Genomic DNA, 26,068 nt, shown 5'->3' with positions numbered 1-26,068 from the left:
ATCAATCGCATCTTATTCGCGACCACGTTAAGCGCTGAGCACCGGCTCCCAGAGCACCTCAGCGCCACCGAAAGTGAATAGAAGAGTGTTCGCCCGGGGCACCTGTGCCTGCGATTCGGCGAAACGCACCATGAATTCTTTCGATGAATCCGCAGGATGCGCCCTACATGTCAGCACAGCAAAAATTAACCGTCCTTCTCACTGGAGGCTCAGGGGTGCTCGGTGAGTCACTGATCGACTGCCTGGCAGAGGACTTTCACTTGGTCTGCCTGGCGCGCAAAAGCCGTATCCGCGATCCCCGAGTGGAAGTGCTCAAGGGTGATATTTGCAGCGCTGACCTGGGCTTGGCCAGCGACGTTTATGCGGCGCTGGTTGAGCGTGTCGACTGGGTGATCCACGCCGCGGCGGTGACGCGCCTGGACGGTGATATCGACCAGATCTTTTCGGTGAACTACCTCGGCACCGAAAACGTCGTGGCCTTTGTGCAGCACGCCAAGGTGCCGCTGTATCACATCAGCACCGCCTTTACTCACCCCTGCGACTATTACGAAGGCGTACAAGCAGAAACGCCTTACGAAGTCGCCAAGCGCCAGGCCGAAACCCTGGTGCGCTCGGCCGGCATCGACGTGTCGATCTTTCGTCCGTCCATCATTATTGGCGACGCCAGCACCGGGCATATGCCCAACTTCCAGGGTTTCCATATGACCATGGGGCTGATGATGTCTGGCGTGCTGCCCATCGTGCCCTGCCCGCCTGCTGGCTATGTCGACCTGATCGCCCGTGACGTCGCGGCGCGAGCGATCGCCAACGCGCTGCACCAGCGTTTGATCGGCGACGATTATTTTCTCACAAGCGGCCCGCAGGCCCTGGATCTGACGGGTCTGCTGGACCTGATGTGCCAGTCCATGGACATCCAGAAACAACCCTTCACACGGCCACGCTGCATGGCGCCGGACATTTATGAACGGTTGATCCGCCCGGTATTTCTACCGGCGCTGAGCGGCAATATCCAGGCCGCCCTGACCCGTGCCACCCAGTTGTGCCGCTATGCCTGCCTGCGCACGCCACTGCCCACTTCATTGCCGCAGTTACTCGGCGAGCCGGCATTCAGCCAACGCGATGTCAGCCGTGAGTTGCTGCTCTCGCTCAACCACCTGGCGCCCAAGCTGGGGGCTCTGACGCGCATGCTCAAGCAGCCGGTGACAACGCCCACAGAAGCGAGCGTGGCATGAACCACACTGTTATCGAACCTACTCTCGACGCCGCACAGGTCGACCAATACCTGCGCCAGCACGTCAACTCAGGCTACGCACGCCTCGCGTCGCTGATGAACCTGCCAATCGAGCAGTCCAGCCGTGGCGTCTACATCTACGACGAGCAAGGCCGCCAATACCTGGATGCAGGCGGCTATGGCGTGTTTTTCCTCGGGCACGGCCACCCGGTCGTCGTGGAAGCGGTTACTCGGCAACTGCAGCAAAACGCTTTGGCCAGCAAGTTGTTGCTCAACCCACAACAGGCCTTTGCTGCCCACGCTCTGGCGGCACTGTGCCCGGGTGACCTTGACTATGTGTTCTTTTGCAACTCGGGCGCCGAGGCCACCGAAGCCGGCTTGAAACTCGCCCGCCTCAACGGTTGCCGCCGCACGCTGTCGACGCTCGGAGGCTTCCACGGCAAGACCCTCGGCGCCCTTGCGGTCACTGGCCGCGAGAGCTACCGAGAGCCTTTCAGCGGGTTGCTCAGCAACAGCGAGTTCGTGCCGTTTGGCGACAGCGTCGCGCTGGAGCAGCAACTGCGCGCATCGCCGGACAAGGCCTGTGTGATCCTCGAACCGATCCAGGCCGAAGCTGGGGTGATCCTGCCGCCATCCGGCTACCTCAGGCGCGTGCGCGAACTGTGCGATCAATATGGCGCCGTGTTGATTATCGACGAAATCCAGTCTGGCCTGGGTCGCACCGGCTATTGGTGGGGCTGCGATCAGGAACAGGTGGTGCCCGACATCATGCTGGTGGGTAAAAGCCTGTCCGGCGGCTGCGTACCGGTGAGCGCCATGGTGGCCCGCGCCGAGATCTATGCGCCGTTCAATCGCAACCCTACGGTCCATACCTCGACCTTCGGCGCCAACCCGCTGGCCATGGCGGCTGTGCAGGCCACGCTGCAAGTGATGGTGCAAGAAGACCTGGTCACGCGTGCCCGCCTGCTCGGCCAGGACCTGCACGCCCGCTTCAGCGCGCTGTTGCAGCAACAGGGCTTGGCCGAACGCGTGCAACTGCGCAGCGCGGGCTTGCTGCTGGGCTTTGAATTCGCCGAGGCCTCAATCGCCGCCAACATGGTCATGGCCCTGATCGAGCAACGCATCATTGTGTGCCACTCGCTCAATGATCATCGGGTGCTAAGGCTCACGCCGTCGCCACTGCTGACGGCCCAGGATTGCAACTGGCTGATCGAAGGCTTCGCCCAGGCGCTGACCACTTCGATGCCATCCCTTTGAATGGAGTTTTCCCCCATGCAAGAAGTCAACGTGCAGGCCCATATCCCCCATGCCTGCGCTGATGAAGTATTTGCGGTGATCAGCGATTTCAGCAACTACGTCGAGCTCTGCGAATCGGTGCGCAATATCAGCATCAACAAGGTCAGCGACCAGGTGTCGTTCACGTCCTGGGAGGTCAACTTCCACAGCGGCATTCTCAAGTGGCAGGAGCGTGACACCTTCAATGCCGACACCCGAGAGATTCATTTCGAGCAGATGGCCGGCGACGTCGATCACTTCTCCGGCACCTGGCACGTCTTGCCGGATGGCAAAGACGCGATCATCACCTTTAAATCACGCTTCGACCTGGGCCTGCCGATGCTCGCGGACATGCTCGACCCTGTGGCTAAACAAGCTATCCGGGACAACATCCACTCGATCATCACCGGCCTGTTTCCGGCGAGCTACTTGAAGGCCTGAACCATGTCACTGTCGTTACTCAATCGCTCACGCGATTTGCTTGAACGCTACGCCCCGGGTTTTGACGAGCGTTTGGCGGCCATTCCGAGTGCCCAGCGCGAAGCGCCACAGAGCGAGGTCATCGCCCTGTTCAAGCAACATGGCCCGGTAGGTCTGCTGGTCAACCGTGAAGCCGGCGGGCTGGGCGCGAACATCCTTGACGCAGTGCATGTGCAGATCGCCCTGGGCGCCCGCTCGCCCTCGCTGGCGGTGGCCAGCACCATGCACCAGTTTTCCGTGGCGAGCCTATTGGCACTCACGCAAAACGGCGGCGGCGCCGAAGGCCTGTTGCTGGCCGCCGTCGCGCAAAACCGCTTGCTGCTGTCTTCGGGGTTTGCCGAGGGCACCTCCGGAGCGGGGATTCTCGACTCGGCCATGCAGGCAGTGCACACCCCAGACGGGGTGTTACTCAGCGGCAGCAAGAAGCCCTGCTGCCTTGGGCAGTCGATGGACTTGCTCACCGCCAGCTATATCCGCCAAACCCCTGGTGGCGAAGAGCTGATGGTCGCATTGATTCCGGCCACTGCAGCGGGCATCAGCCGTAATCCTTTCTGGCAGAACAGCGCCCTGGCCGGCGCAGAAAGCATCGAAGTACGCCTCAACGAAGTGCTGGTGCCCGAACGCATGGTGTTTTCCGCCGGTTACACGCACCAACTGGGCGACGTGCAAACCGTGGGTTTCATCTGGTTCGAACTGTTGATCTGCGCATCTTATGTGGGTGCCTGCGCCAGCCTGATCGAGTCGGTCACAGACGCCGCTCGCTGGACCGCGCATCACCGCGTGGACCTGGCAGCCGACCTGCAATTGGCGATCAGTGCCCTGGAAGGCGCGGCCCTGGATATCGAGCGTAACCCACAGGACTTGCCTAACGTGTTGGCCCGTCTGCTGCTGGTGCGTTACGGCATTGAGCAACGGCTTGCCCAGCTCTCCGACCAGGCCCACGCCATGTTGGGCGGGATGGCGTTCATCACCAGCAACCTGAGTTCCAACGGACTGATGGCCTGCCGCGGCTTGCAATTTCATCCACCGGCCAGGATCTCGATGGCGACCAACCTTGACACCTACCTGTCCGCATCAACCTTCAGCATGACCGGAGCGCACTCATGAACCTGCTCGGAAAAACCATTGTTATCACCGGTACCGCGCGCGGCCTGGGTTTCGCCGCGGCCAGCAAGCTCAAGCGACTGGGCGCCACCGTGATTGGCCTCGATATCCTCGCACCGCAAGACAGCGGCCTGCTGGACGCGTTTTATCAAGTCGACCTGTGTGACCGCCACGCCGTGGCCAACGTAATCAGCGCTATCAGCACCGATTTCGGCGACATCGACATTCTGGTCAATAACGCCGGCACCCTGACACTGGAACGCGGCGAAACCGGGGTCACCGATGAGGTGACCCGCGCAGTGGACGTCAACCTGTTCGCGCCTTGGCAACTGACTTCGGGGTTCCTGCCGGGGCTACTGCGAAAGCGCGGCAAAGTGGTCAACGTGTCCTCATTGTTCGCGCTGGTGAATGCGCCCTACGTGGCCGCCTATGCTGCGAGCAAACGGGCGCTGAGCGCTTATTCGGATGTGCTGCGCATGCAGTATCGCGGGGAGCTTGACGTGGTCACGGTGTACCCGGGGTTCATCGACACGGCGATCCACTTGCCCGCGCAGCGTGTGGGCCTGTCGGTCAAACGCCTGGTGACCTTCAAGTGGGGTGACAAGACCCTGCTGTCCCTGGAAGAAAAACTGGATGCCGCCGCGAACGGCCTGGTGCGCGCCTGCCAGAAAAATGGCCTGCGCAACCGGGGGCTGACGTTCATGGGCACGCTGGCCATGTACACCGCGCGCAGCGTGCCGAGCGTGGTCGATGCCTTTATCGCCATGCGCCTGCGTACGCTCACGCGTGGCGGTCATCTGGTGCTCAACCCTGAACTGATCGAGTAAGCCCTCGCCAATGGCCAGCCATTTACACCCCAAGCCCCAGGTCCGTCTCGACCGTGCCTTGTTCAAGGCCCGATCGAGGGAATCCTTGCTGATCATCGCCTACACCTTGAGCCTGTACCTGCTGCCACTCGCGCTGTTTGTGTGGGTGGCCAACACAGCCTCCACCCTGTGGACGCTGGTGTGTTTGCCATTGGTGGTATTGGCGGGATATGGGTTATTTCTGCAAGCGATCCTTGGGCATGAAGGCTTCCACTTCAACCTGAGCGCGAACCCCATGCGCAGTTGCTACCTGGGCATTGCTACCAGTTCGCTGCTGCCGGGGTTCTGTGTGACCGGTTACTTCGTCGACCATTGGCAACACCACCGGTACAGCAACAGCGCGAAAGACCCGGACTACCAGCTCTTTTCGCGTTATCACACACTGGCGAGCCGCATCACCCTGTCGCGCTTGATTGCCACCCTGCGTTATCTGCAGACCACCTGGCGCCTGGCGTTCGGGCCATTGGTCAATCCTTCGGCGCTGCCGTTGAGTTCGGCGCAAGTGCAATGGCTGGCCCGCTGCAATATCGCCTGCCAGGTTGTATGGCTCAGCCTGTATGGGCTGGCTATCTGGCTAGTCGACGGCCTGTTGTTGGGGTTTTCCTTGAGCCTGGCGGTGGCGTTCCTGCTGTCGGCGGTCAACGCTTATCAGGAACATGCTTTCGACACAGGCCATCTGTTGCCGCCAGCGCGTTCACGCACTTCGCGTCTCAACACCTGGCTGCACGCGGGCTCGAACTTTCACCTGGAACATCATTTTTACCCCGCGGTGCCTTGCTGGCGACTGCCCAAGGTACACCGTCAACTGCTGGAAGCGGGATGGTACGAAAGCCGGCAATACCTGCTGGAAAAGCACTTTGTGCACTCCTTCCGGTACGCCACCGGTCGCCATCCTTATCGTACAAACACGGTAAACGACACACACCCTTAATTTCCGATGGATTTTGGGCCTGACCCTTCAGGCCGCAGGAGCACGCATGCCTTTTGATATCGACAGCCACATTGAAACCGAGCGCGAACAGCTGTTCAGTCACCCACTGTTCGGCAGTATCCGCAGCGTAGAAGATGTACGCACCCTGATGGAGTTTCACGTGTTCGCCGTCTGGGACTTCATGACCTTGCTCAAGCGTATCCAGCGCGACCTCACGTGCGTGGAGTTGCCCTGGGTACCGCCGGTACACATCACCGCCGCGCGCCTGATCAACGAAATCGTGGTGGGTGAAGAGACCGACGAGCACCCCGAGGGCGGTTTTATCAGCCACCTGGACCTGTACCTCGCCGCCATGGATGAAATCGGCGCCGACAGCAGCGTATTCCGCTGCTTCCTGGCCGCCATCCAGGCCAAGGTGCCTCTGGCTAAGGCGCTCAACGACGCGCAGATTCCGACGGCCGCCAAAGTGTTCATGTGCCAGACCCTCGATGTTGCACAACACGGCAGCACCGAAGCGGTCCTGGCGTACTTCTTCTTCGGGCGTGAAGACATTATCCCCGACATGTTTGGTCGCCTGCTGTCGCAATGGTCGGTCAGTGAACGCGATGTACCGATGCTCACGTATTACTTGAAGCGCCACATCGAGATGGATGGTGACGATCACGGCCCGGCGGCCAAACGCATCATCGCCGAAATCGTCACCAGCCCCGCGCAACACCTGCACATGGTCGAGAGTGCGAAAACCGCAATCAACTCACGGATTGACCTGTGGAATGGCGTGCATCAGTTCCTGCTGGACAAGGCTCAGCCGACGGTGAGCCGTCCTGCGCGGGAGGTCCACACCGTTTCTGAGCCTGCTTGACCTCAACGCGCATCGACAGGGAGTACCACATGACCAAAGGCAAGTTGATAAAACTGACGCTGTGCGGCGTCGTGGTCGGCGGGTTGCTGATACTGGGCTGGCAGCGCTGGCAGTATTCCAGCACCTACGTGAGTACCGACAACGCCGAGCTCGACGGGGTGATCATCCCGGTACGAGCCAAGCTTTCGGGCGTGTTGATCAGTGTGCCGGTGGTGGACAACGTCAGGGTACAAAGCGGCGACCTGCTGTTTCAGATCCGCGACAGCGAGTACCGCTATCAGTTGCAGCAGCGCGAAGCACAGTGGCAAGCATTGCTCGCCGCCGCCGGGCGCGCAGGCGTGCCCGGCGCGCTGGACAGTCAGGTGCTCGGCGCGGTGGCCATGCGCGAGGCCGCGCAGGCGGCCCTGGCTCAAGCAAGCGCCAACCTTGAGCAAGCGCGCAACGACTACCAGCGTGCCCGTCGCCTCGGCGCCCAAGGCGTGCTGAGCACCCAGGACCTGGAAGTGGCCAAGGCGCGTTTCGACGCCCTCAGCCACGCCCAGGGAGTGGCGCGCAGCAACGCCCAGGCCGCCGCTCAAAGTACCTTGGCCAACAAAGCCGAACTCAAGGTGCAGGACTATCGGATCGCGGCCGCGCAAGCTGAGCTGGAACAATCCAGGATCCAGCTCAACGACACCCGCCAGACCGCGCCGATGCGCAGCATTGTCTCGAAAAAAGAGGTGGAACCCGGCCAGTTTGTGGTCGCTGGCCAAAAGCTCATGAGCCTGATCGCCACCGACGCACTGTGGATTACCGCCAACTTCAAGGAGACCCAGGTGGGCCGCGTGCGCGTGGGCCAGACTGCCCGTGTCACCGTGGACGCCTTCCCCGGGCACGCCTTCGACGGCGTCGTCGAAAGCCTGGCACCGGCCACCGGAGCCAAGTTCTCATTGTTGCCCCAGGAGAATGCCACGGGCAACTTCACCAAGGTGGTGCAGCGCGTGCAGGTGCGCATCGCGCTCCACGATGTGCCGGATGACTACAAGCCGCTGTTGAGCCCGGGCATGAGCGCGTTTGTCGAAGTGGCCGCACCTGACGACGCCGGCCACACGCTATGAAGTCGCCTTATCTGATTGCGCTGACCGTCACGCTGGTGTCGATGATGGAGCTGCTCGATGTCACCATCGTCAACGTAGCGATTCCCAGCCTGATGGGCACCTACGGGGCGTCGGTGGATGAAATCTCCTGGGTCTCCACCGGTTATGTGGTGGCCAACGTGGTGATTCTGCCGGTCAGTGGCTGGCTGTCGGCGTGGTTCGGCCGGCGGACTTATTACCTGGTCTCTACCGCGCTGTTCGTGCTGGCATCGTTGGGTTGCGCGATGTCTGCCGAACTTTGGCAACTGGTCGCGTTCCGGGTGCTGCAAGGCCTGGCGGGCGGCGGGTTGCTGGGGATTTCCCAGGCAATCATCTACGACGTGTTCCCCAAGGAAAAGGTCAGCAGCGGCATGGCGCTTTACGGCGTGGGCGTGATGATGGGGCCCACCTTGGGTCCGACCGTCGGCGGCTACCTGATCGACACGTTGTCGTGGCATTGGATCTTCCTGATCAACTTGCCGATCGGTGCCGTGGCCTTGTTGTTGTGCTGGCTGTGCATCAACGACTCGCCCAACGAACAAAAGCCTTCCAGTGTCGACTACAGCGGCTTTTGTTTGCTGGCGCTGGGCGTGGGCAGCCTGCAGATCCTGCTGGAGCGCGGCGAGCACTGGGACTGGATGGCGTCCAACTGGACCGTGGCCTGCCTGTTGCTCAGCAGCTTCAGCCTGGTGGGTTTCTTCTGGTGGGAGCGGCGTGTGGCCAACCCGATCGTCAACGTCGCGCTGTTCCAGAACCGCGAGTTCCTGATGGGGTGCATCTGCGCCTTCTGCGTGGGCTTCGGGCTGTACAGCACGTTGTTCATGGTGCCGCTGTTCTTGCAGACCCTGCTGGCGCAGAGCGCTTACCAGAGCGGGTTGGTGATTTTCCCAGGGGCGGTGGCCAGCGCCATCAGCACCTTGGTGATCGGCAAGCTGTCCCAGGAAAACAAGATCGACGAGCGTGTGTTCGTCACCCTGGGCATTGTCATGTACTGCTATGCGATGTTCCTGCACACCCAGTTCACTCTCGACAGTAACCCCGACTCGCTGTACTGGCCCTTGGTGATCCGCGGCCTGGGGCTGGGCATGATCTTCGTGCCGCTGACCAACCTGGCGATGCGTCGCCTGCCGCTGACATTGATCTCCGGCGCCTCAGGCGTACTCAACCTGATGCGCCAGTTGGGGGGCAGCGTGGGCATCGCCATCGCAGCCACCTTGCTCACACGGTTCTCGTGGGAACGCTATCGCCTGCTCTCCGAGCATGTCACCGAATCGAGCCTGGTGGCCAGTGGTTGGGGAGGTGTGGAAACCGACCTGTTGTTTCTTTCCCTGGGCCTGGCGAGCCATCAACAAGCCCTGGCCCTGATGCCTTACCTGCAAGCGCGCGAACAAGGGCAAATGCTGGCGTTCAGCATGCTGTTCGGCACCTTGGGAGCGGTGATGGCCATCGGGATTCCCATGGTGCTGATGATGCGCAGAAGCCACATCAGTCGATAAATCTTTCAGTGGAGCACACCCCTTGCGTATTCCAGGCCTGCATCTGAACACCACCCCGCTGCTCATGCCGCTGTATTGGCTGGCACTCGCCTGCGCGCCCACTCAGGTGTTGGCAGATGACTTGTACCAGCTGTACCAGAAGGCGTTGACCCACGACATGCAGTTCGCCGCCGCCCAGGCCCAGCAATTGGCCACGGCAGAAAAGGAACCGCAAAGCCGTGCCAACCTGCTGCCGGACCTGTCTGTCACCGGCGGCGCGGCCTGGGTCGATGCCGAGGATTCCTCCGACTATCATCGCAATCGCAATAACACCAACGCCTACGCCGTGGTCCTCACACAGCCGCTGCTGCGTTGGCAGAATGTGATCGCACACGACCAAAGCAAACTGTTGATCAGCGCCAGTGAACTGCACACCGAACAGGCGCGCCAAGCGCTGATGCTGCGCGTCGCCCGCGCTTATTTCGACGTACTGCTCAATCAGGAACTGTTGAACACCCGCACACAACAGCTACAAACCTTGCGCGAGAGCCAGACGCGCAGCCAGCGACTGCTGGCCGACGGCGCCACCACCGCTAATGCGCTCGCCCAGGTGCAGGCCAAGTACGACCAGGCATTCGCCGAACAGGTGGCGGCCCGTGGCGCACTGGACATTGCCAACGAAACGCTCACCCAATTAACTGCCGCACAGGCAGGCCCGTGGTCAGGCAAAGAGCCGCAGTTCAGTGCCCCGGTGCCCGCTGCCATCGATGATTGGGCCACGACCGCGCAACAAGGCAACCTTGCCGTACAGGCGGCGCAGATTGCCCAGCGCCTGGCCGAAATGGACATCGACAAGGAACGGGCCGGCCATTTGCCGACCCTGGATCTGATCGCCGCCCATGGCCGCTTCGCCTCTGTCGGCGGTGATGTCTACGATGTGACGTTGCCGGAAAACCGCTATAACCAGACCGTGGTCGGGGTCAAACTGAGCGTTCCTCTCTACAGCGGTGGCCGCACCAGCAGTCGCGTGCGCGAAGCCCATGCACTGCAAAGCAAGGCGGCGGACGAAGTCGAAGATGCACGTCGCAACGCCGGGCTGAAGGCGCGCCAGGCTTACCTGCAAGTCACCAACGGCATGAGCCAATACCAGGCACTCAAGCAGGCCTTGAACTCTAGCCAGATCAACCTTGCCGCCGTGACCCACGGCTTCGAAGCCGGTTCCCGCATCAACACCGACGTGCTGGATGCCCAACAAAAAGTCACCGATACCCAGCAACGCCTGGCCCAACAACGTTATGCGATCCTGATGGCCCAGTTGCACCTGTTGGCATCCACCGGCAACCTGAGCGACGCGCGCCTGCGGGATATCAGTCATACGCTGAACTGACGCACTGATCAGTAGTGCGCTGACATTCGCTCAACGTGAGGGCTGATTTGGATTAAGCTTGGGCATCTCAAAAATGGAACACTGCCCATGTTCGACCTCAACGAACTCTTCCTCTACGCCAAGGTGGTCGAACACGGCGGGTTTGCGGCGGCGGGTCGAGCGTTGAACCTGCCCAAATCGACCTTGAGCCGCAGGGTCAGCCAGCTTGAAGCCAGGCTGGGGGCACGGCTGATACAGCGTTCGACGCGCCAATTCCAGGTGACCGATATCGGCCATGCCTATTACCGCCATTGCGTGGCGATGATTGCCGAAGCCGAGTCAGCAGAAGATGTGATTGCCTTCAACAAATCAGAGCCGCGGGGCGTGATCCGCCTGAGCTGCACCACCGCATTGCTCAACTACTGGGTGGCGCCGATGCTCGCCCAATTCATGGCGCAATGCGCCAGCGTCGAACTGAACGTGAAGAGCTTCAACCGCAAGGTCGACATCATCAGCGAAGGCTATGACATGGCCTTGAACCTGTGTTTCCCACCGCTGGAAAGCAGTGAGCTGGTCATGAAGGTACTGGCTAAAAGTCCTCAGGTACTGGTGGCGAGCGCGACTTTTTTGCAGGACGCTCCCCTGCCCTCGCTACCGGCTGACCTTGCCGGGCTGGCGACTATCCATTGGGGCAACCCGTTGCTTCAATACCTGTGGGACCTGACCGGGCCGGACGGCGCGACGGCCCAGGTCGCGCACACGCCGCGCCTGGTCAGTGATGACATGTCGACCCTGAAAAATGCAGCACTGGCGGGCGTGGGCATCGCCAACCTGCCCCAAGTCGTCGTGAAAGACGAGTTGGCCGATGGCCGCCTGATTGCCGTATTGCCTGAATGGCAACCCGCTGAAGGCGTGATCACCGCCGTGTTCCCCTCCAGGCGCGGGCTGATGCCGTCGGTGCGGTCCTTGATCGACTTTCTGGGCGATGCGTTCGAGGCGCCGTGATGCGCCCACGCGTTGCTGCGAAAGTTCCTTGCACCCTGGGCAACAGTCTTTTGTCATCAATCACATTGATAGCTCCCTAACAAAACCCCCATGCTAGAGGGCTGCCTCCGCGCTTATATCATTCCGAATGATAGTTACCTTTGCTTCATTCGATTCGTGACCTAGCACCTCCCCGCGCATGATCCGCCCATCTCAAATACATTGGCGGATGCACCTCATGGAACAGTCACTCAAACTTTTGCGCTTCCCCTTGGCGATCTTGGCCGTGGTGGTGATGAGCGCGTGCGGCAAGACCCCGGAACAAGCGGCCGCCATGCCTCCTGCCAAGGTCAGCGTGGCCAAGGTGCTGGAACAACCGGTCAACGAGTGGGACGAGTTCACCGGGCGCCTTGAAGCGCCGGAAACCGTGCAGATTCGTCCGCGGGTGTCCGGCCAGATTGACCAAGTCGCTTTTACTGAAGGCGCTTTGGTCAAGAAAGGCGACCTGCTGTTCCAGATCGACCCGCGCCCGTTCCAGGCCGAAGTGCGCCGCCTGGAGGCTCAACTGGCTCAGACCAAAGCCGCCGCCACCCGCAGCGAAAACGAAGCGCAACGTGGCGAACGCCTGCGTCAGAGCAACGCGATCTCCGCTGAACTGGCCGACTCGCGCACCACCGCCGCCCAGGAAGCCCGCGCCGCCATGGCCGGGATCCAGGCGCAGTTGGACCTGGCACGACTGAACTTGAGCTTTACCCGTGTCACTTCGCCTATCAGTGGCCGCGTCAGCCGTGCCGAAATCACCGCCGGCAACCTGGTGACCGCCGATACCACCGCGCTGACCAGCGTGGTCTCCACCGACAAGGTTTACGCCTACTTCGACGCCGATGAGCGTGTATTCCTCAAGTACACCGAACTGGCCCGTGAAGGCCGGCGTGGCGCCACCACCCCGGTGTATCTGGGCCTGTCCAACGAAACCGGCAACCCGCACCTGGGCCAGATGAACTTCGTCGACAACCAGGTCAACCCGGCCACCGGCACCATCCGTGGCCGCGCGGTGTTCGACAACAGCAAGGGCGAATACACCCCTGGCCTGTATGCGCGTTTGAAACTGGTCGGCAGCGGTACCTATTCGGCGGTGTTGATCAACGACGAAGCCGTCGGTACTGACCTGGGCAAAAAATTCGTGCTGGTGATGGACGGCGACAAGCCGGCTTATCGCGCGGTGGAACTGGGGCCGAAAATCGAAGGCTTGCGCATCGTGCGCAGCGGCTTGACCAAGGATGACACCGTGATCGTCAAGGGCCTGCAGCGTGTTCGCCCAGGCTCGCCAGTGGCGCCAGAAACCATCCCGATGGCCAGCAAGGAAACCCTCGCCGCCTTGGCCCAACAACGACAAGCGCTTGAAGCCAGCAACCTGGAGCAAGTGGCGCCGGAAAAACCCGCGCCCAAGCTCGCAAGCGTCGCGACTCCACGCGGTTAAGGGATACGACTCAAGATGAATTTTTCCAAGTTCTTCATTTCACGGCCGATCTTCGCAGCGGTGCTGTCGCTGTTGATCCTGATTGCCGGTGCAATCTCGCTGTTCCAACTGCCGATCAGCGAATACCCGGAAGTGGTACCGCCGACCGTGGTGGTGCGCGCCAACTTCCCGGGCGCCAACCCCAAAGTCATCGGTGAAACCGTGGCCGCGCCGTTGGAGCAAGCCATCACTGGCGTTGAGAACATGCTGTACATGTCCTCGCAATCCACCGCCGACGGCAAGCTGACCCTGACCATCACCTTCGCCCTGGGCACCGACCTGGACAACGCGCAGGTGCAGGTGCAAAACCGTGTGACGCGTACCCAGCCCAAGCTGCCGGAGGAAGTGACACGCATCGGTATTACCGTGGACAAGGCCTCTCCCGACCTGACCATGGTGGTGCACTTGACCTCCCCGGATCAGCGTTATGACATGCTGTACCTGTCCAACTACGCGATCCTCAATATCAAGGATGAACTGGCCCGCCTGGGCGGCGTCGGTGACGTGCAGTTGTTCGGCATGGGCGACTACTCCCTGCGCGTCTGGCTGGACCCGAACAAAACCGCTTCGCGCAACCTGACCGCCACCGATGTGGTCACGGCGATCCGCGAGCAGAACCGCCAGGTGGCAGCCGGTGCCCTGGGCGCCCAGCCTGCGCCGAGTGACACCAGCTTCCAGTTGTCGGTCAATACCCAGGGCCGCCTGGTCACCGAAGAAGAGTTCGAGAACATCGTGATTCGCGCCGGCGCCAACGGTGAAATCACGCGCCTCAAGGACATCGCCAGGGTCGAACTGGGCTCCAGCCAATACGCGCTGCGCTCGCTGATCGATAACCAGCCGGCCGTTGCGATTCCGATTTTCCAGCGTCCCGGCTCCAATGCCATCGACATCTCCAACGATGTGCGCAGCAAGATGGCCGAGCTGAAAAAGAGCTTTCCGGCGGGCATGGATTATCGCATCGCCTATGACCCGACCATCTTTGTACGCGGCTCCATCGAAGCGGTGGTGCATACCCTGTTTGAAGCACTGATCCTTGTGGTGCTGGTGGTGATCCTGTTCCTGCAGACCTGGCGCGCCTCGATCATCCCGTTGGTGGCGGTGCCGGTATCCTTGATCGGTACCTTTGCGGTGATGCACCTGTTCGGGTTCTCACTCAATGCCCTGTCATTGTTTGGCCTGGTGCTGGCGATCGGTATTGTGGTGGACGACGCCATCGTGGTGGTGGAAAACGTCGAGCGTAATATCGAGTTGGGGCTTGAGCCGTTCCCGGCGACCGAAAAAGCCATGAGTGAAGTGACCGGCCCCATCATCGCCACGGCGCTGGTGCTGTGTGCGGTGTTCATTCCGGCCGCCTTTATCAGTGGCTTGACCGGGCAGTTCTACAAGCAGTTCGCCTTGACCATCGCGATCTCAACCGTGATCTCGGCGTTCAACTCCCTGACCCTGTCCCCTGCCCTGGCCGCTGTGCTGCTGCGCAGCCACGACGCGCCAAAGGACCGTTTCTCCAAGTTCCTCGACAAGGTCTTCGGGGGCTGGCTGTTCCGTCCCTTCAACCGCTTTTTCGAAAAGGCCAGCCATGGCTATGTAAGCACCGTGCGCCGAGTGATTCGCGGCAGCGGTATCGCCTTGTTCGTCTACGCAGGTTTGATGGTGCTGACGTTCTTCGGGTTTGCCCACACGCCGACCGGTTTCGTACCGGCCCAGGACAAGCAATACCTGGTGGCCTTCGCCCAACTGCCCGACGCCGCAAGCCTGGACCGCACCGAAAACGTGATGAAGCGCATGTCGGAGATCGCCCTGAAACAACCCGGCGTGGAAGCTGCGATTGCCTTCCCGGGCCTGTCGATCAACGGGTTCACCAACAGCCCGAACAGCGGCATCGTGTTCGTGACCTTGAAGCCGTTCGATGAGCGTAAAGACCCGAGCATGTCCGCCGGTGCGATTGCTGGTGCACTGAACGGCCAATACGCCAATATCGAAGAGGCCTACATGGCGATCTTCCCGCCGCCGCCGGTACAAGGCCTGGGCACCATCGGGGGCTTCCGCCTGCAGATCGAAGACCGTGGCAACCTCGGCTATGACGAGCTGTATAAAGAAGTGCAGAACGTGATCGCCAAGAGCCACGGCGTGCCTGAACTGTTCGGCCTGTTCACCAGCTACACGGTGAACGTGCCGCAAGTGGACGCGGCCATCGACCGCGAAAAGGCCAAGACTCACGGCGTGGCGATCAGCGACATCTTCGACACCCTGCAGGTCTACCTGGGTTCGTTGTATGCCAACGACTTCAACCGTTTCGGGCGTACCTATCAGGTCAACGTGCAGGCCGAGCAGCAGTTCCGCCAGGACTCCGACCAGATCGGCCAATTGAAAGTGCGCAATAACAGAGGCGAGATGATCCCGCTGGCGACCTTTATCAAGGTCAGCGACACCTCGGGCCCGGACCGTGTGATGCACTACAACGGCTTCATCACCGCCGAAATCAACGGCAACGCCGCGCCGGGCTACAGCTCTGGCCAGGCCCAGGCCGCGATTGAAAAGCTGCTCAAAGATGAACTGCCCAACGGCATGACCTACGAGTGGACCGACCTGACCTATCAGCAAATCCTCTCGGGCAATACCGCGCTGTTCGTATTCCCGCTCTGCGTACTGCTGGCGTTCCTGGTGCTCGCCGCCCAATACGAAAGCTGGAGCCTGCCGCTGGCGGTGATCCTGATCGTACCGATGACACTGCTGTCGGCCATTACCGGGGTGATCATCTCGGGCGGCGACAACAACATCTTCACCCAGATCGGCCTGATCGTACTGGTGGGCCTGGCGTGCAAGAACGCGATTCTGATCGTCGAGTTCGCCAAGGATAAACAGCAGGAAGGCCTCGACCCGCTCGCCGCAGTACTGGAAGCCTGCCGCCTGCGTCTGCGGCCGATCCTGATGACCTCGTTCGCGTTCATCATGGGTGTGGTGCCGTTGGTGCTCTCCAGCGGTGCCGGCGCCGAGATGCGCCATGCCATGGGCGTGGCGGTGTTCTCCGGGATGATCGGTGTGACCTTCTTCGGTCTGTTGCTGACACCAGTGTTCTACGTACTGATCCGTCGCTATGTCGAGCGCAGTGAAGCGCGCAAAGCGGCCAAGGCCTTGAAGCTGGAGACACAGCAATGAGTGTGAAAGTATTCCTGCCGAGCCTGTTGGTGCTGGCGCTCGCCGCCTGTGCCGTAGGCCCGGACTACAAGACCCAGCCACTGGAGGCGGCCAATATCACGGCCGCCGCCGACAGCAAAAGCTACGACCATGCCAAGTACGAAGGCATCTGGTGGCAGCAGTTCGAAGACCCCACGCTCAACCAGCTGGTAACCCAGTCGCTGAGCGGCAACCGTGATTTGCGCGTAGCCTTTGCCCGCCTGCGGGCGGCACGGGCTATCCGTGATGACGCGGCCAACGACATCATGCCGGTGGTCACCTCCCGCGCCAGCAGCGATGTGGGCAAGGGCCAGATTCCCGGGCAGACCACCAAGCGTGTCAACAGCGAGCGCTACGACCTGGGCCTGGACATGGCCTGGGAAGTGGATTTGTTCGGGCGCATCCGCCGCAACCTGGAAGCCAGCGACGCCGACCAACAGGTGGCCGAAGCCGACCTGTACCAACTGCAAGTCACCATGATTGCCGAACTGGTGGATGCCTACGGTCAACTGCGTGGAGCGCAACTGCGTGAACGCATTGCCCTGGACAACCTGAAGAACCAGCAGGAATCGCGCACCATCACCGTCAGCCTGCGTGATGCCGGCGTCGGTGATCAGCTCGACGTGGAACGTGCCGACGCGCGCCTGGCAGCAGTTGAAGCCAGCGTGCCGCAACTGCAGGCCGAACAAGTGCGCGAGCGCAACCGCATCGCCACCCTCCTCGGCCAGCGCCCCGACAAACTGAGCGTGGACCTGAGCCCGAAAGACCTGCCAGCGATTGCCAAGGCGTTGCCGATTGGCGACCCGGGGCAACTGCTGCAACGACGCCCGGACATCCTCAGCGCCGAACGCAAACTGGCCGCCGCCACCGCACGTATCGGCGTGGCCAAGGCCGACCTGTTCCCACGGGTGAGCCTCAGCGGTTTCCTCGGGTTCACCGCCGGGCGCGGTTCGCAGATCGGCTCCGCCGCGGCGAATGCTTGGTCCCTGGGCCCGAGCATCACGTGGGCCGCGTTTGACCTGGGCAGCGTGCGTGCGCGTCTGCGTGGCGCGAATGCCGAAGCCGAGGGCGCGTTGGCGACCTATGAACAGCAAGTGTTGCTGGCATTGGAAGAGTCCGAGAACGCCTTCAGCGATTACGGCAAGCGCCAGCAACGCCTGGTCTCGCTGATCCGCCAAAGCGAATCCAGCCGCGCCGCCGCCGACCTCGCGGCGATCCGCTATCGCGAAGGCACCGTGGACTTCCTGGTACTGCTCGACGCCCAGCGCGAACGCCTGGCCGCCGAAGACGCCCAGGCCCAGGCCGAAGTGGATCTGTATCGCGGCATCGTGGCGATCTACAAGGCCTTGGGTGGTGGCTGGCAGCCGGATACGGTGGTCGCCAGCAACCGGTGAGGTAAAGAGCTCCTTTGGTTGGTCGCATCCAGCCAATTTTTAGCCCTGCGGTCCATTCGGTCGCGGGGCTTTTTTTCGTGTGGGATTTAGCTGGCCTCACCCAGAATCAGGCTACGGTAATGCCCCGGATTCGATCCCACCCACTTACGAAAGGCCTTGTAGAACGAACTCGCATCGGCAAACCCCAGCCGCGTGGCGATCTCGGCAAAACTGATCTGCGGCTCGGCCAACCACACAATCGCCAGTTCCTTGCGCACGCTGTCCTTGAGGCCCTGATAGGTCTGCCCCTCTTCCGCCAAGCGACGACGTAATGTGGACGCAGAAATACACAACCTGGCGGCAAGCCCCTCGGTTTCCGGCCAGGTGTCGGGGGGCATCTGCCGCAAGTCGTGCTTGATGCGCGTGGCGAGGCTTTCCGGGTCGCGGTATTTCACCAGGATGTTAGCCGGTGCATGAGCCAGGAAACGTTGGAGCTCCTGCGGGCTGCGCTTGATCGGCAGGTCCAGGCAGTCGGCAGAAAAAATCATGCGGGTGCGTGGCCGATCAAAGCGCAGGTTGTCAGAAAACATCACCTGATAATCGTCACAGAAGTCCGGCTGCGCGCAACGCAACTCGATGGCGAGGATCGGAATGCGCCGCCCTGCCAGCCAGCAGGCGACGCCGTGGACGATCATCCAATAGGTGAAGTAGGTAAACGCACGCTTGGGTTCATGCTCAGGTTCGAGCAGGACGATTTCCGCCAGGCTCTGTTGACGCACCAGCTGGGCTGGCATGTGCTCCAGCATCAACGACAGAAACCCCAGGCCGGTTTCCAGGCCCGCTGCCAGGCTGGGTTGCGCCACGGCGGCGCGACACAGGAACGCCAAGCTGCCGGACTTGAGCTTGCGCGGGTCCATGCCAAAGAACTCATCGTCCCTGCGCCGCGCCAGCAAGCGCCACAGGCGTGCATAGGCCGTGGCCGCCACGCGAGCGTCGGGCTGCTCAAGCAACGCCGGATCAATGCCGACTTTGCTCAATGCCTCAACGGTGGCCGCTCCCGGCGCGCAACTCTGCAACAGCGCTTCGCGCACGAGGTGGATGGAGATGGTGTCTTTTTCCGACATGGGGCGTTGAGCTATCCGGCTGCGGTCTGATTGCCCCGCATCATAAAGGCGGTTGCGCTTCGCCACCACTGTTCAGCCCACGTTCAGCAAAGGTCAATATTTCTTGTTTAGCAATGAGTATCATTATGTTACAACTTAGCTCCCTAACTAGTTGCGCCCGGGTGCCCGATGCTCGTTCCTTTTTTAATCATGCTGCGCGAAGGCATTGAAGCGGCATTGATCGTTGGCATTATCGCCAGTTACCTGCAACAGACCGGGCGTGGCCAGTGGATGCCTGCAGTGTGGATCGGCGTGTTCCTGGCGGCCGCGCTGGCGCTGCTGGTGGGCGGCGGCCTGGAATTGGTCAGTGCGGAGTTCCCGCAAAAGCAGCAGGAATTGTTTGAAGGTGTCGTCGGCCTGGTCGCCGTGGGTATTCTCAGTTCCATGGTGTTCTGGATGCGCAAAGTGGCGCGCTCGATTAAACACTCGCTGCATGAATCTCTCGACCATGCGTTGGCCGGCTCCAGGCACCAGGTGTTTGCCCTGATCGCCATGGTGTTTTTTGCCGTGGCCCGCGAAGGACTGGAGACGGTGTTCTTCCTGTTGGCGGTGTTTCAGCAGAGTGAAGGCCCAGGCGCTCCGATAGGCGCCCTGCTCGGCCTGGTCCTGGCCATTGTCGTCGGCTTGCTGATTTATTCCGGCAGCATGCGCCTGAACCTCGGTGCATTTTTCCGCTGGACTGGCCTGTTCATCCTGGTGGTTGCGGCCGGCATTCTCGCCAACTCGGTGCAGGCCCTGCACGAGGCCGGCGTGTGGAACCACTGGCAGACCGTGCTGTTCGATTTCAGCGCTGCATTACCCATGGACAGCCCGCTCGGCTCGGTACTGGCCGGCATGTTCGGTTACCAGGAGGCGCCGACCGTCAGCACCCTGGGCGCCTATCTGATTTACCTGGTGGTGGCCCTGGTGATGTTCTTCCTGCCCTCGCCCCCTACCCAGCCCGTTGCCAATACCTCTTCCGTTTCCAGCCAGTAAGGACCGTCTCTTGTCCAACCCAACCCCTCAATCGGCCCCGCCATCCCGCGCCTTGCGCTGGGGCGTGGCCGGCTCGGTGGTGGTGATGATCGCCGCCGGTGGCCTGTTCTACTACGCCTCGCAATTGGCCGCGACCAAGCGCCAGACCAACCACAATGAAATCGCGGTCACGATTCACAGTCACGCCTGCGAGCCCAACGCTCTCACCGTGCCGGCCGGGCGCGCAAGCTTTCGTATCATCAACCGCTCCGACCGTGCGGTGGAGTGGGAAATCCTCGACGGCGTGCTGGTGGTCGAAGAACGGGAGAATATTGCCCCGGGCCTGAGCCAGGTGATCAATGCCAACCTGTTGCCCGGTGACTACGCCATTACCTGTGGCCTGTTGAGCAACCCGCGCGGCACCTTGCATGTCACGCCCACGGCAGAGTCTGACGCCCAAGCCAAGGCCAAGCCGTCGATGGTGGCCTTTATTGGCCCGTTGTCGGAGTTTCGCGTGTACCTGAGCGGCCAGAGCGGTGCGCTGGTCAAGGCGGTGACGGCCCTGCAACAGGCCATCGCCGCCGGTGATCTGGCCCAGGCACAGGCACTGTATGTGCCGGCCCGTGAGGCGTATCAGCGCCTGGCGCCGGCGTCCCAGCGCCTGGCCGAATTGGATAACGCGATCAACGCCCGCGCCGATTACTTTGAAAAGCGCGAGCAAGACCCCGCCTTCAGCGGCTTCCATCGCCTGGAATACAGCCTGTTCCAGCAACACAGCCTTGATGGCCTGGCGCCGGTCGCCCAACGCCTGGTTACCGACGTCGCCACGCTCAAGCAACAGTTACTGGCCCAGTCCCTGCCACCAGAGCAACTGGTGAGCATTGTGGTACGCAACCTCGACAGCCTGGCAGACGTTCGCGCGGCGAGCGGTGAAGAGGAACGCTACAGCCACATCGACTTGAACGGCTTTGCCGCCAATCTTGAGGTGGCCCGCAAAGTGGTCGACCTGATGCGCCCGTTACTGGGCAAGTCCGCCGCCGACCTGTTGCCCGCTATCGACAGCGCGCTCAACGCCTTCGACACCGAACTCGAGGGGCTCAAGGTGAATGACCGCTACCCAACCTACGACAAGGTTACAGCCGATCAGCGCAAGCAGATCGCCGATAAGGCCAAGGCACTGGCCGTTGCACTCGATGGAATCGACCCCGCCCTTGGCCTTTCCGGCCTGCAGTGAAGACGACCGCACACATGAGTGATACAGAACAGTTTGACCTCCAACGTCGCCGCGTCCTGTTGGGCATGGCGGCCACCGGCGCTGCGATTGCCGGCAGCAGCCTGAGCTGCCCGGCGATGGCGGCAGCGGCCGAGCAAGTCACCACGGCCCCGCGTAGCGACAAGACCCAGGACCACCAAGCGTTTTTCGGCAAGCACCAAAGCGGCATCGTCACCCCGCGCCCGGCCTGCGGCATGGTCGTGGCGTTCGATGTACTGGCCAGCGACCGCGAAGACCTGGAACGCCTGTTCCGCACCCTCAACGAGCGCATCGCGTTCCTGATGACCGGCGGCACCGTGCCCCAGGTCGACCAGAAATTGCCGCCTACCGATTCCGGCATCCTTGGCCCGGTGGTCACGCCGGATAACCTGACCATTACCGTATCGGTCGGCGAGTCGTTGTTCGACGAACGCTTCGGCCTCGCGGCGGCCAAACCCAAGCGCCTGAGCCGCATGGTCGGTTTTCCCAACGATGCGCTGGAACCGACGCAGTGCCACGGCGACCTGAGCCTGCAGTTCAGCTCCAATACGCCAGACACCAATATCCACGCGCTGCGCGACATCGTCAAAAACCTGCCCGACCTGCTGCTGGTGCGCTGGAAGCAAGAAGGCAGCGTGCCGCCCCAGGCACCGACCAAACCCGGTGAGCCGGCGCAGAGTGCGCGCAATTTCCTGGGCTTTCGTGATGGCTCGGCCAACCCCAATTCCAACGATGACAAGGCCATGGACCAGATCGTCTGGGTACAGCCCACCAGCGAAGAACCGGCCTGGGCCGCCCATGGCAGTTACCAGGCCGTGCGCATCATCCGTAACTTTGTCGAGCGCTGGGATCGCACCCCGCTGCAAGAACAGGAAAGCATCATCGGCCGCGTCAAACCCACCGGCGCGCCCATGGACGGCCAGCATGAAACCCAGGTCCCGGACTACAGCAAGGACCCTGAAGGCAAGTTGACCAAGCTCGATGCCCACATCCGCCTGGCCAACCCACGCACCCCGCAGACCCAGGCCAACCTGATCCTGCGGCGGCCGTACAACTACTCCAACGGCGTCAACAAAAACGGTCAACTGGACATGGGCTTGTTGTTCATCTGCTACCAGGCTGACCTGGAGAAAGGCTTTATCAGCGTGCAAACCCGGCTCAACGGCGAGCCGCTGGAGGAGTACCTCAAGCCCGTGGGTGGCGGGTATTTCTTCACCTTGCCAGGGGTCACCGGCCCCAAGGATTTCATCGGGCGCACGCTGCTCGCGGCAACGCACTCTCAAAATCCTGCCAAGACCTAAAACACACCAGAGCGGAATGTCTCCCATGAAGAAGTCGTCTATCGCGTTGTTGTTACTCAGCCTTTCGCCACTGGCAAGCTTCGCCGCTACTGCGCCGTTGGACTTGGTGGGCCCGGTGTCGGATTACAAAATCTACGTCACCGAAGAAATCGGCGAACTGGTCACCCAGACCCAGGCGTTCACCGACGCTATCAATAAAGGCGACCTGGCCACGGCCAAGAAACTCTATGCGCCAACCCGCGTGCACTATGAGTCCATTGAGCCGATCGCCGAGCTGTTCAGCGACCTCGACGCGTCCATCGATTCGCGTGTCGACGACCATGAAAAAGGCGTGACGGCCGAAGACTTCACGGGCTTTCACCGGATCGAATACGCGCTGTTCTCGCAGAACTCGACCCAGGGCCTGCAAGCACTGACGGCCAAGCTCAACGCGGACGTGAATGACCTCAAGACCCGCGTCGACGGCCTGACCTTCCCGCCGGAAAAAGTCGTCGGTGGTGCCGCTGCGTTGCTTGAAGAAGTCGCGGCCACCAAGATCTCCGGTGAAGAAGACCGCTACAGCCACACCGACCTGTACGACTTCCAGGGCAACATCGACGGCGCGAAGAAAATCGTTGACCTGTTCCGTGGCCAGATCGGGCAGCAGGACCAGGCCTTCCTGGCAAAAGTCGACAAGAACTTTGCCAGCGTCGACAAGATCCTGGCCAAGTACAAAACCAAGGATGGCGGCTTCGAGACCTATGACAAGGTCAAGGACAACGACCGCAAGGCCCTGGTCGGCCCGGTCAACACCCTGGCCGAAGACCTCTCGACCCTGCGCGGCAAGCTGGGTTTGAACTAACTGCCGCGCACAAAAAAACACCCAGTCCCTGTCGAGGGGCCTGGGTGTTTTTTTGCCGGCACGTTGCTCAGTTAGAGAATGCGGTACAGCAAGCGCTCGATCCGCACCCGGCTGACACGCCGCAGGAACTTGCCGACAGCGGGCGGGTAATCCACCAGCGTCTGCAATTGCTGGTAACCCTGGATACGCGTGGTGTGCTGGAAAATATTCGCAAGCTCAGCGCCTCGCGGCCCTAGCCATTGGCCTTGAGGGTCGTCGATCAGCAAGCCGTTTTCCAGGTCGAGGCGAAACGCCCGCGGGTTGAGGTTGTTGCCGGTGAGCAAGGTGTAGCGCTCATCCACCCACATGCCCTTGAGGTGATAGGTGTTATCGCCGTCGCGCCATAGGTGCAGGTTCAACTGGCCGCTGTTGATCATCGGCTGGTGCCGTTTGGCAAAGCGCCGCAGGCTGATCTCGTACAGGTACGGCAACGCCGCAATCACCTTGAAGGGTTCAGTGGGCGGAATATAGAAGTCGTTGGCGGTCTTGTCGCCCACCACGATGTCGATCTTCACACCGCGTGCCAGGGCACGGTTGATCTCGCGGGTTACCGGCAATGGCAGGTTGAAATACGGCGTGCAGATGGTCAGTTGCTGCTGGGCGCTGGCGATGAGTTCGAGGATCACCCGGCTCAACGGGTTGTTCTTGCCGACGCCCAGCAAGGGGCTGACCGACAGATGGCCATTGGGCAACTGCCCGGCTGTGGTGTCGTAGGTCGCATGCTTGAGACGGCTGCGCAGGTCGCCGATGTCGTTGCGCAGGCTGCGAGTGGTGGGCGGGTTTGGCAGGTCCAGGCGATGCACGGCCTTGGACGCCACCAGGCCGTGTTCCACCAGGTGCTGCATCGAATCGGCCAAGGGTTGGCTATGGATCAGGTGATAACGGTCGAAGCGGTATTTGTCGAACTTGTGCAGGTACACATTGTTCAGGCTGGCGCCGCTGTACAGCACGCTGTCATCGATCACGAAACCCTTGAGGTGCAACACGCCGAACAGCTCGCGGGTTTGCACCGGCACGCCGTACACCGGCACTTCGGTGGCGTGGCGCTGGGTCATGGCCTGGTACCAGGCGCTGTTGCCCGGTTGCTTGCCTGCGCCGATCAGCCCGCGCTGGGCGCGCAGCCAATCCACCATCACCACGATGTCCAGTTCGGGCCGTGCGGCCTTGGCGGCGTGTAGCGCGTCGTAGATTTCCTGCCCCGCCTCGTCCTGCTGCAAGTACAAGGCAACGATGTAGATACGCCGCGTGGCCTGGGCGATTTTCTCCAGCAGGCAGCGACGATAGGCATCGGCGCTGGGCAGCACCTCAAGGGCCTCGTTGGACAGCGCAAAACCGCGCAGCTTGGGCAACAGGGAGCGTTTGAAGAACGACGGCATAGGGCTCGCAATGGGTCGAATCCGAAGAGGTCCAAAGCTTACACCATGAGGCTGCTCAGGTCTCGCAACGGGCAATCGAAAAAGACTGTTGACCATGAAGAACGATCGTTCTACTGTACTCGACATGAACGATATAACCCAGAATGAAACCCGCGACATTATTCTCGACGTCACCGAGAAGTTGATCTATCGCCACGGCATCGCTGCCACCGGTATGGACTTACTGGTAAAAACCGCTGGCGTGTCGAGAAAAAGTATCTATCGCTACTTCGCCAACAAAGATGAGTTGGTGGTGGCCGCCTTGCAACGCCGCGACGAGCGCTGGATGCAATGGCTGCGCAGCGAAGTGGAACGCAGCGACGACAGCGGCGAACGCCTGCTGGGGCTGTTCAGCGCGCTCAAGCGCTGGTTCGGCTCGGCAGACTTTCGCGGTTGCGCCTTTATCAACACCAGCGGTGAAACCGGCGATGCCCAAAACCCGGTGCGCCTGCTGGCCAAGGCCCATAAACGCAAACTGTTCGAGTACGCACTTGAACTGTGCCAAGCACATGGCACCCCCGACCCGGAGCAGCAGGCCGCGCAACTGCTGATCCTGATCGATGGAGCCATTACCGTTGCCCTGGTCATGGGTGATTCAACAGCTGCCGATAATGCGCAATGCATGGCGCGGACCTTACTGCAACTTTGAACCCACAGCCCAGGCAACTTTCGACCCAACCTTTATTGCATTGAGGAGTCGCCCATGTCAGCCCAAGAAGAAGTCCGCCCGCCCCGGCCGCCGTTTACCCGCACCTCTGCCATCGAAAAAGTCCGCCTGGCCGAAGATGGCTGGAACTCCCGCGACCCGCAACGTGTATCCCTGGCCTACACCCTGGACACGAACTGGCGTAACCGCGCCGAATTTGCCCATAACCGCGAAGAAGCCAAGCAGTTCCTGACCCGCAAATGGGCCAAGGAGCTGGATTATCGTCTGATCAAGGAATTGTGGGCCTTTACTGATAACCGCATCGCCGTGCGCTATGCCTATGAATGGCACGATGATTCGGGTAACTGGTTTCGCTCGTACGGCAACGAAAACTGGGAGTTCGACGAGAACGGCTTGATGGCCAACCGCTTTGCCTGCATCAACGATATGCCAATCAAGGAGAGCGAGCGCAAGTTCCATTGGCCGCTGGGGCGGCGCCCAGATGCGCATCCCGGCCTGTCAGAGCTGGGGCTATAACCCCGACTCTGCAGACCGAATGAGATCCAATGTGGGAGCTGGCTTGCCTGCGAAAGCGGTCGTGCAGTAACAGATTCAGCGCCTGACACACCGCCTTCGCAGGCAAGCCAGCTCCCACACTTGGATCGCGGGGCATCAATTGGATCTGCGTCTGCTGCCAGCCCC

General features: G+C 61.3%; 22 protein-coding genes. 20 read left to right on the top strand and 2 right to left on the bottom strand.

The annotated features are described in order from the left end of the window. The first annotated feature begins 215 nt into the window (after nt 1–215). The 14 genes from AB4P90_RS13825 (at nt 216) to AB4P90_RS13760 (ending at nt 17,776) form a co-directional block, all read left to right on the top strand. Complete coding sequence (locus AB4P90_RS13825) at nt 216–1,232, top strand: SDR family oxidoreductase (RefSeq protein ID WP_395606010.1); 1,017 nt, start codon at nt 216–218, stop codon at nt 1,230–1,232. After that, a complete protein-coding gene (locus AB4P90_RS13820) occupies nt 1,229–2,488 on the top strand; it encodes an aspartate aminotransferase family protein (protein WP_073844791.1) in 1,260 nt (419 codons plus the stop codon). The genes AB4P90_RS13825 and AB4P90_RS13820 overlap by 4 nt, the downstream gene beginning before the upstream one ends. Nucleotides 2,489–2,503: 15 nt before the next feature. After that, nucleotides 2,504–2,947 carry a type II toxin-antitoxin system RatA family toxin gene (locus AB4P90_RS13815; RefSeq protein WP_019820107.1) on the top strand — a complete coding sequence of 148 codons (444 nt, stop codon included), beginning with the start codon at nt 2,504–2,506 and terminating at the stop codon, nt 2,945–2,947. Between the two features lie 3 nt (nt 2,948–2,950). Next, complete coding sequence (locus AB4P90_RS13810; protein WP_014718384.1) at nt 2,951–4,093, top strand: acyl-CoA/acyl-ACP dehydrogenase; 1,143 nt, start codon at nt 2,951–2,953, stop codon at nt 4,091–4,093. Next, entirely contained in the window at nt 4,090–4,917 is an 828-nt protein-coding gene (locus tag AB4P90_RS13805; protein WP_014718383.1) for an SDR family oxidoreductase, read from the top strand. The genes AB4P90_RS13810 and AB4P90_RS13805 overlap by 4 nt, the downstream gene beginning before the upstream one ends. Before the next feature lie 10 nt (nt 4,918–4,927). Then, nucleotides 4,928–5,887, top strand: a complete 960-nt coding sequence (locus AB4P90_RS13800; RefSeq protein ID WP_395606009.1) for a fatty acid desaturase family protein — start codon at nt 4,928–4,930, stop codon at nt 5,885–5,887. Nucleotides 5,888–5,933: 46 nt separating this feature from the next. Further along, on the top strand, nt 5,934–6,749 hold the full coding sequence (locus tag AB4P90_RS13795; protein ID WP_073453309.1) for a DUF3050 domain-containing protein: 816 nt from the start codon (nt 5,934–5,936) through the stop codon (nt 6,747–6,749). Between the two features lie 29 nt (nt 6,750–6,778). Then, a complete protein-coding gene (locus AB4P90_RS13790) occupies nt 6,779–7,846 on the top strand; it encodes an HlyD family secretion protein (protein ID WP_395606008.1) in 1,068 nt (355 codons plus the stop codon). Then, nucleotides 7,843–9,360, top strand: a complete 1,518-nt coding sequence (locus tag AB4P90_RS13785; protein ID WP_395606007.1) for a DHA2 family efflux MFS transporter permease subunit — start codon at nt 7,843–7,845, stop codon at nt 9,358–9,360. The genes AB4P90_RS13790 and AB4P90_RS13785 overlap by 4 nt, the downstream gene beginning before the upstream one ends. A gap of 22 nt (nt 9,361–9,382) precedes the next feature. After that, nucleotides 9,383–10,726 (top strand): TolC family outer membrane protein, encoded by a 1,344-nt coding sequence (locus tag AB4P90_RS13780; RefSeq protein WP_014718378.1) that lies wholly within the window; start codon nt 9,383–9,385, stop codon nt 10,724–10,726. 87 nt (nt 10,727–10,813) lie between these two features. Further along, a complete protein-coding gene (locus AB4P90_RS13775) occupies nt 10,814–11,710 on the top strand; it encodes a LysR substrate-binding domain-containing protein (RefSeq protein ID WP_019820111.1) in 897 nt (298 codons plus the stop codon). A 217-nt stretch (nt 11,711–11,927) separates the two neighbouring features. Continuing rightward, a complete protein-coding gene (gene mexE / locus AB4P90_RS13770) occupies nt 11,928–13,169 on the top strand; it encodes a multidrug efflux RND transporter periplasmic adaptor subunit MexE (protein ID WP_395606006.1) in 1,242 nt (413 codons plus the stop codon). A gap of 15 nt (nt 13,170–13,184) precedes the next feature. Next, nucleotides 13,185–16,364: an efflux RND transporter permease subunit gene (locus tag AB4P90_RS13765; RefSeq protein WP_395606005.1), complete on the top strand. Its 3,180-nt coding sequence runs from the start codon at nt 13,185–13,187 to the stop codon at nt 16,362–16,364. Continuing rightward, entirely contained in the window at nt 16,361–17,776 is a 1,416-nt protein-coding gene (locus AB4P90_RS13760) for a TolC family protein (RefSeq protein ID WP_323558650.1), read from the top strand. The genes AB4P90_RS13765 and AB4P90_RS13760 overlap by 4 nt, the downstream gene beginning before the upstream one ends. 86 nt (nt 17,777–17,862) lie before the next feature. On the opposite strand, the gene AB4P90_RS13755 is transcribed toward AB4P90_RS13760, so the two are convergent. Next, complete coding sequence (locus AB4P90_RS13755; protein ID WP_014718374.1) at nt 17,863–18,879, bottom strand: AraC family transcriptional regulator; 1,017 nt, start codon at nt 18,877–18,879, stop codon at nt 17,863–17,865. A 168-nt stretch (nt 18,880–19,047) separates the two neighbouring features. Here AB4P90_RS13755 and efeU point away from each other — a divergent pair, with 168 nt between their 5' ends. The 4 genes from efeU to efeO (AB4P90_RS13735) are packed head-to-tail and all read left to right on the top strand — an operon-like array spanning nt 19,048 to nt 23,266. Next, on the top strand, nt 19,048–19,893 hold the full coding sequence (efeU, locus tag AB4P90_RS13750) for an iron uptake transporter permease EfeU (RefSeq protein WP_078803022.1): 846 nt from the start codon (nt 19,048–19,050) through the stop codon (nt 19,891–19,893). Between the two features lie 10 nt (nt 19,894–19,903). Continuing rightward, nucleotides 19,904–21,106 carry an iron uptake system protein EfeO gene (gene efeO / locus AB4P90_RS13745; RefSeq protein ID WP_395606004.1) on the top strand — a complete coding sequence of 401 codons (1,203 nt, stop codon included), beginning with the start codon at nt 19,904–19,906 and terminating at the stop codon, nt 21,104–21,106. A gap of 14 nt (nt 21,107–21,120) precedes the next feature. Further along, nucleotides 21,121–22,425, top strand: a complete 1,305-nt coding sequence (gene efeB, locus AB4P90_RS13740; protein WP_395606003.1) for an iron uptake transporter deferrochelatase/peroxidase subunit — start codon at nt 21,121–21,123, stop codon at nt 22,423–22,425. A gap of 25 nt (nt 22,426–22,450) precedes the next feature. Then, nucleotides 22,451–23,266, top strand: a complete 816-nt coding sequence (gene efeO / locus AB4P90_RS13735) for an iron uptake system protein EfeO (RefSeq protein ID WP_014718370.1) — start codon at nt 22,451–22,453, stop codon at nt 23,264–23,266. A 71-nt stretch (nt 23,267–23,337) separates the two neighbouring features. Here the strand turns inward: efeO (AB4P90_RS13735) and pssA are convergent, their stop codons facing one another. Then, nucleotides 23,338–24,681: a CDP-diacylglycerol--serine O-phosphatidyltransferase gene (pssA, locus tag AB4P90_RS13730; protein ID WP_191948556.1), complete on the bottom strand. Its 1,344-nt coding sequence runs from the start codon at nt 24,679–24,681 to the stop codon at nt 23,338–23,340. A 124-nt stretch (nt 24,682–24,805) separates the two neighbouring features. Here pssA and AB4P90_RS13725 point away from each other — a divergent pair, with 124 nt between their 5' ends. Together AB4P90_RS13725 and AB4P90_RS13720 are read left to right on the top strand one after the other, a co-directional pair. Next, nucleotides 24,806–25,369 carry a TetR/AcrR family transcriptional regulator gene (locus AB4P90_RS13725; RefSeq protein WP_014718368.1) on the top strand — a complete coding sequence of 188 codons (564 nt, stop codon included), beginning with the start codon at nt 24,806–24,808 and terminating at the stop codon, nt 25,367–25,369. 54 nt (nt 25,370–25,423) lie between these two features. Next, nucleotides 25,424–25,903 carry a nuclear transport factor 2 family protein gene (locus AB4P90_RS13720; protein WP_289329140.1) on the top strand — a complete coding sequence of 160 codons (480 nt, stop codon included), beginning with the start codon at nt 25,424–25,426 and terminating at the stop codon, nt 25,901–25,903. The last annotated feature ends 165 nt before the right edge of the window (nt 25,904–26,068 follow it).

The sequence above is a fragment of the Pseudomonas sp. B16120 genome, from assembly GCF_044218845.1.
Classification (GTDB): domain Bacteria; phylum Pseudomonadota; class Gammaproteobacteria; order Pseudomonadales; family Pseudomonadaceae; genus Aquipseudomonas; species Aquipseudomonas paracarnis.
The sequence above is the reverse complement of the archived record's forward strand: the minus strand, read 5'-3'. Positions and strand labels throughout refer to the sequence as shown.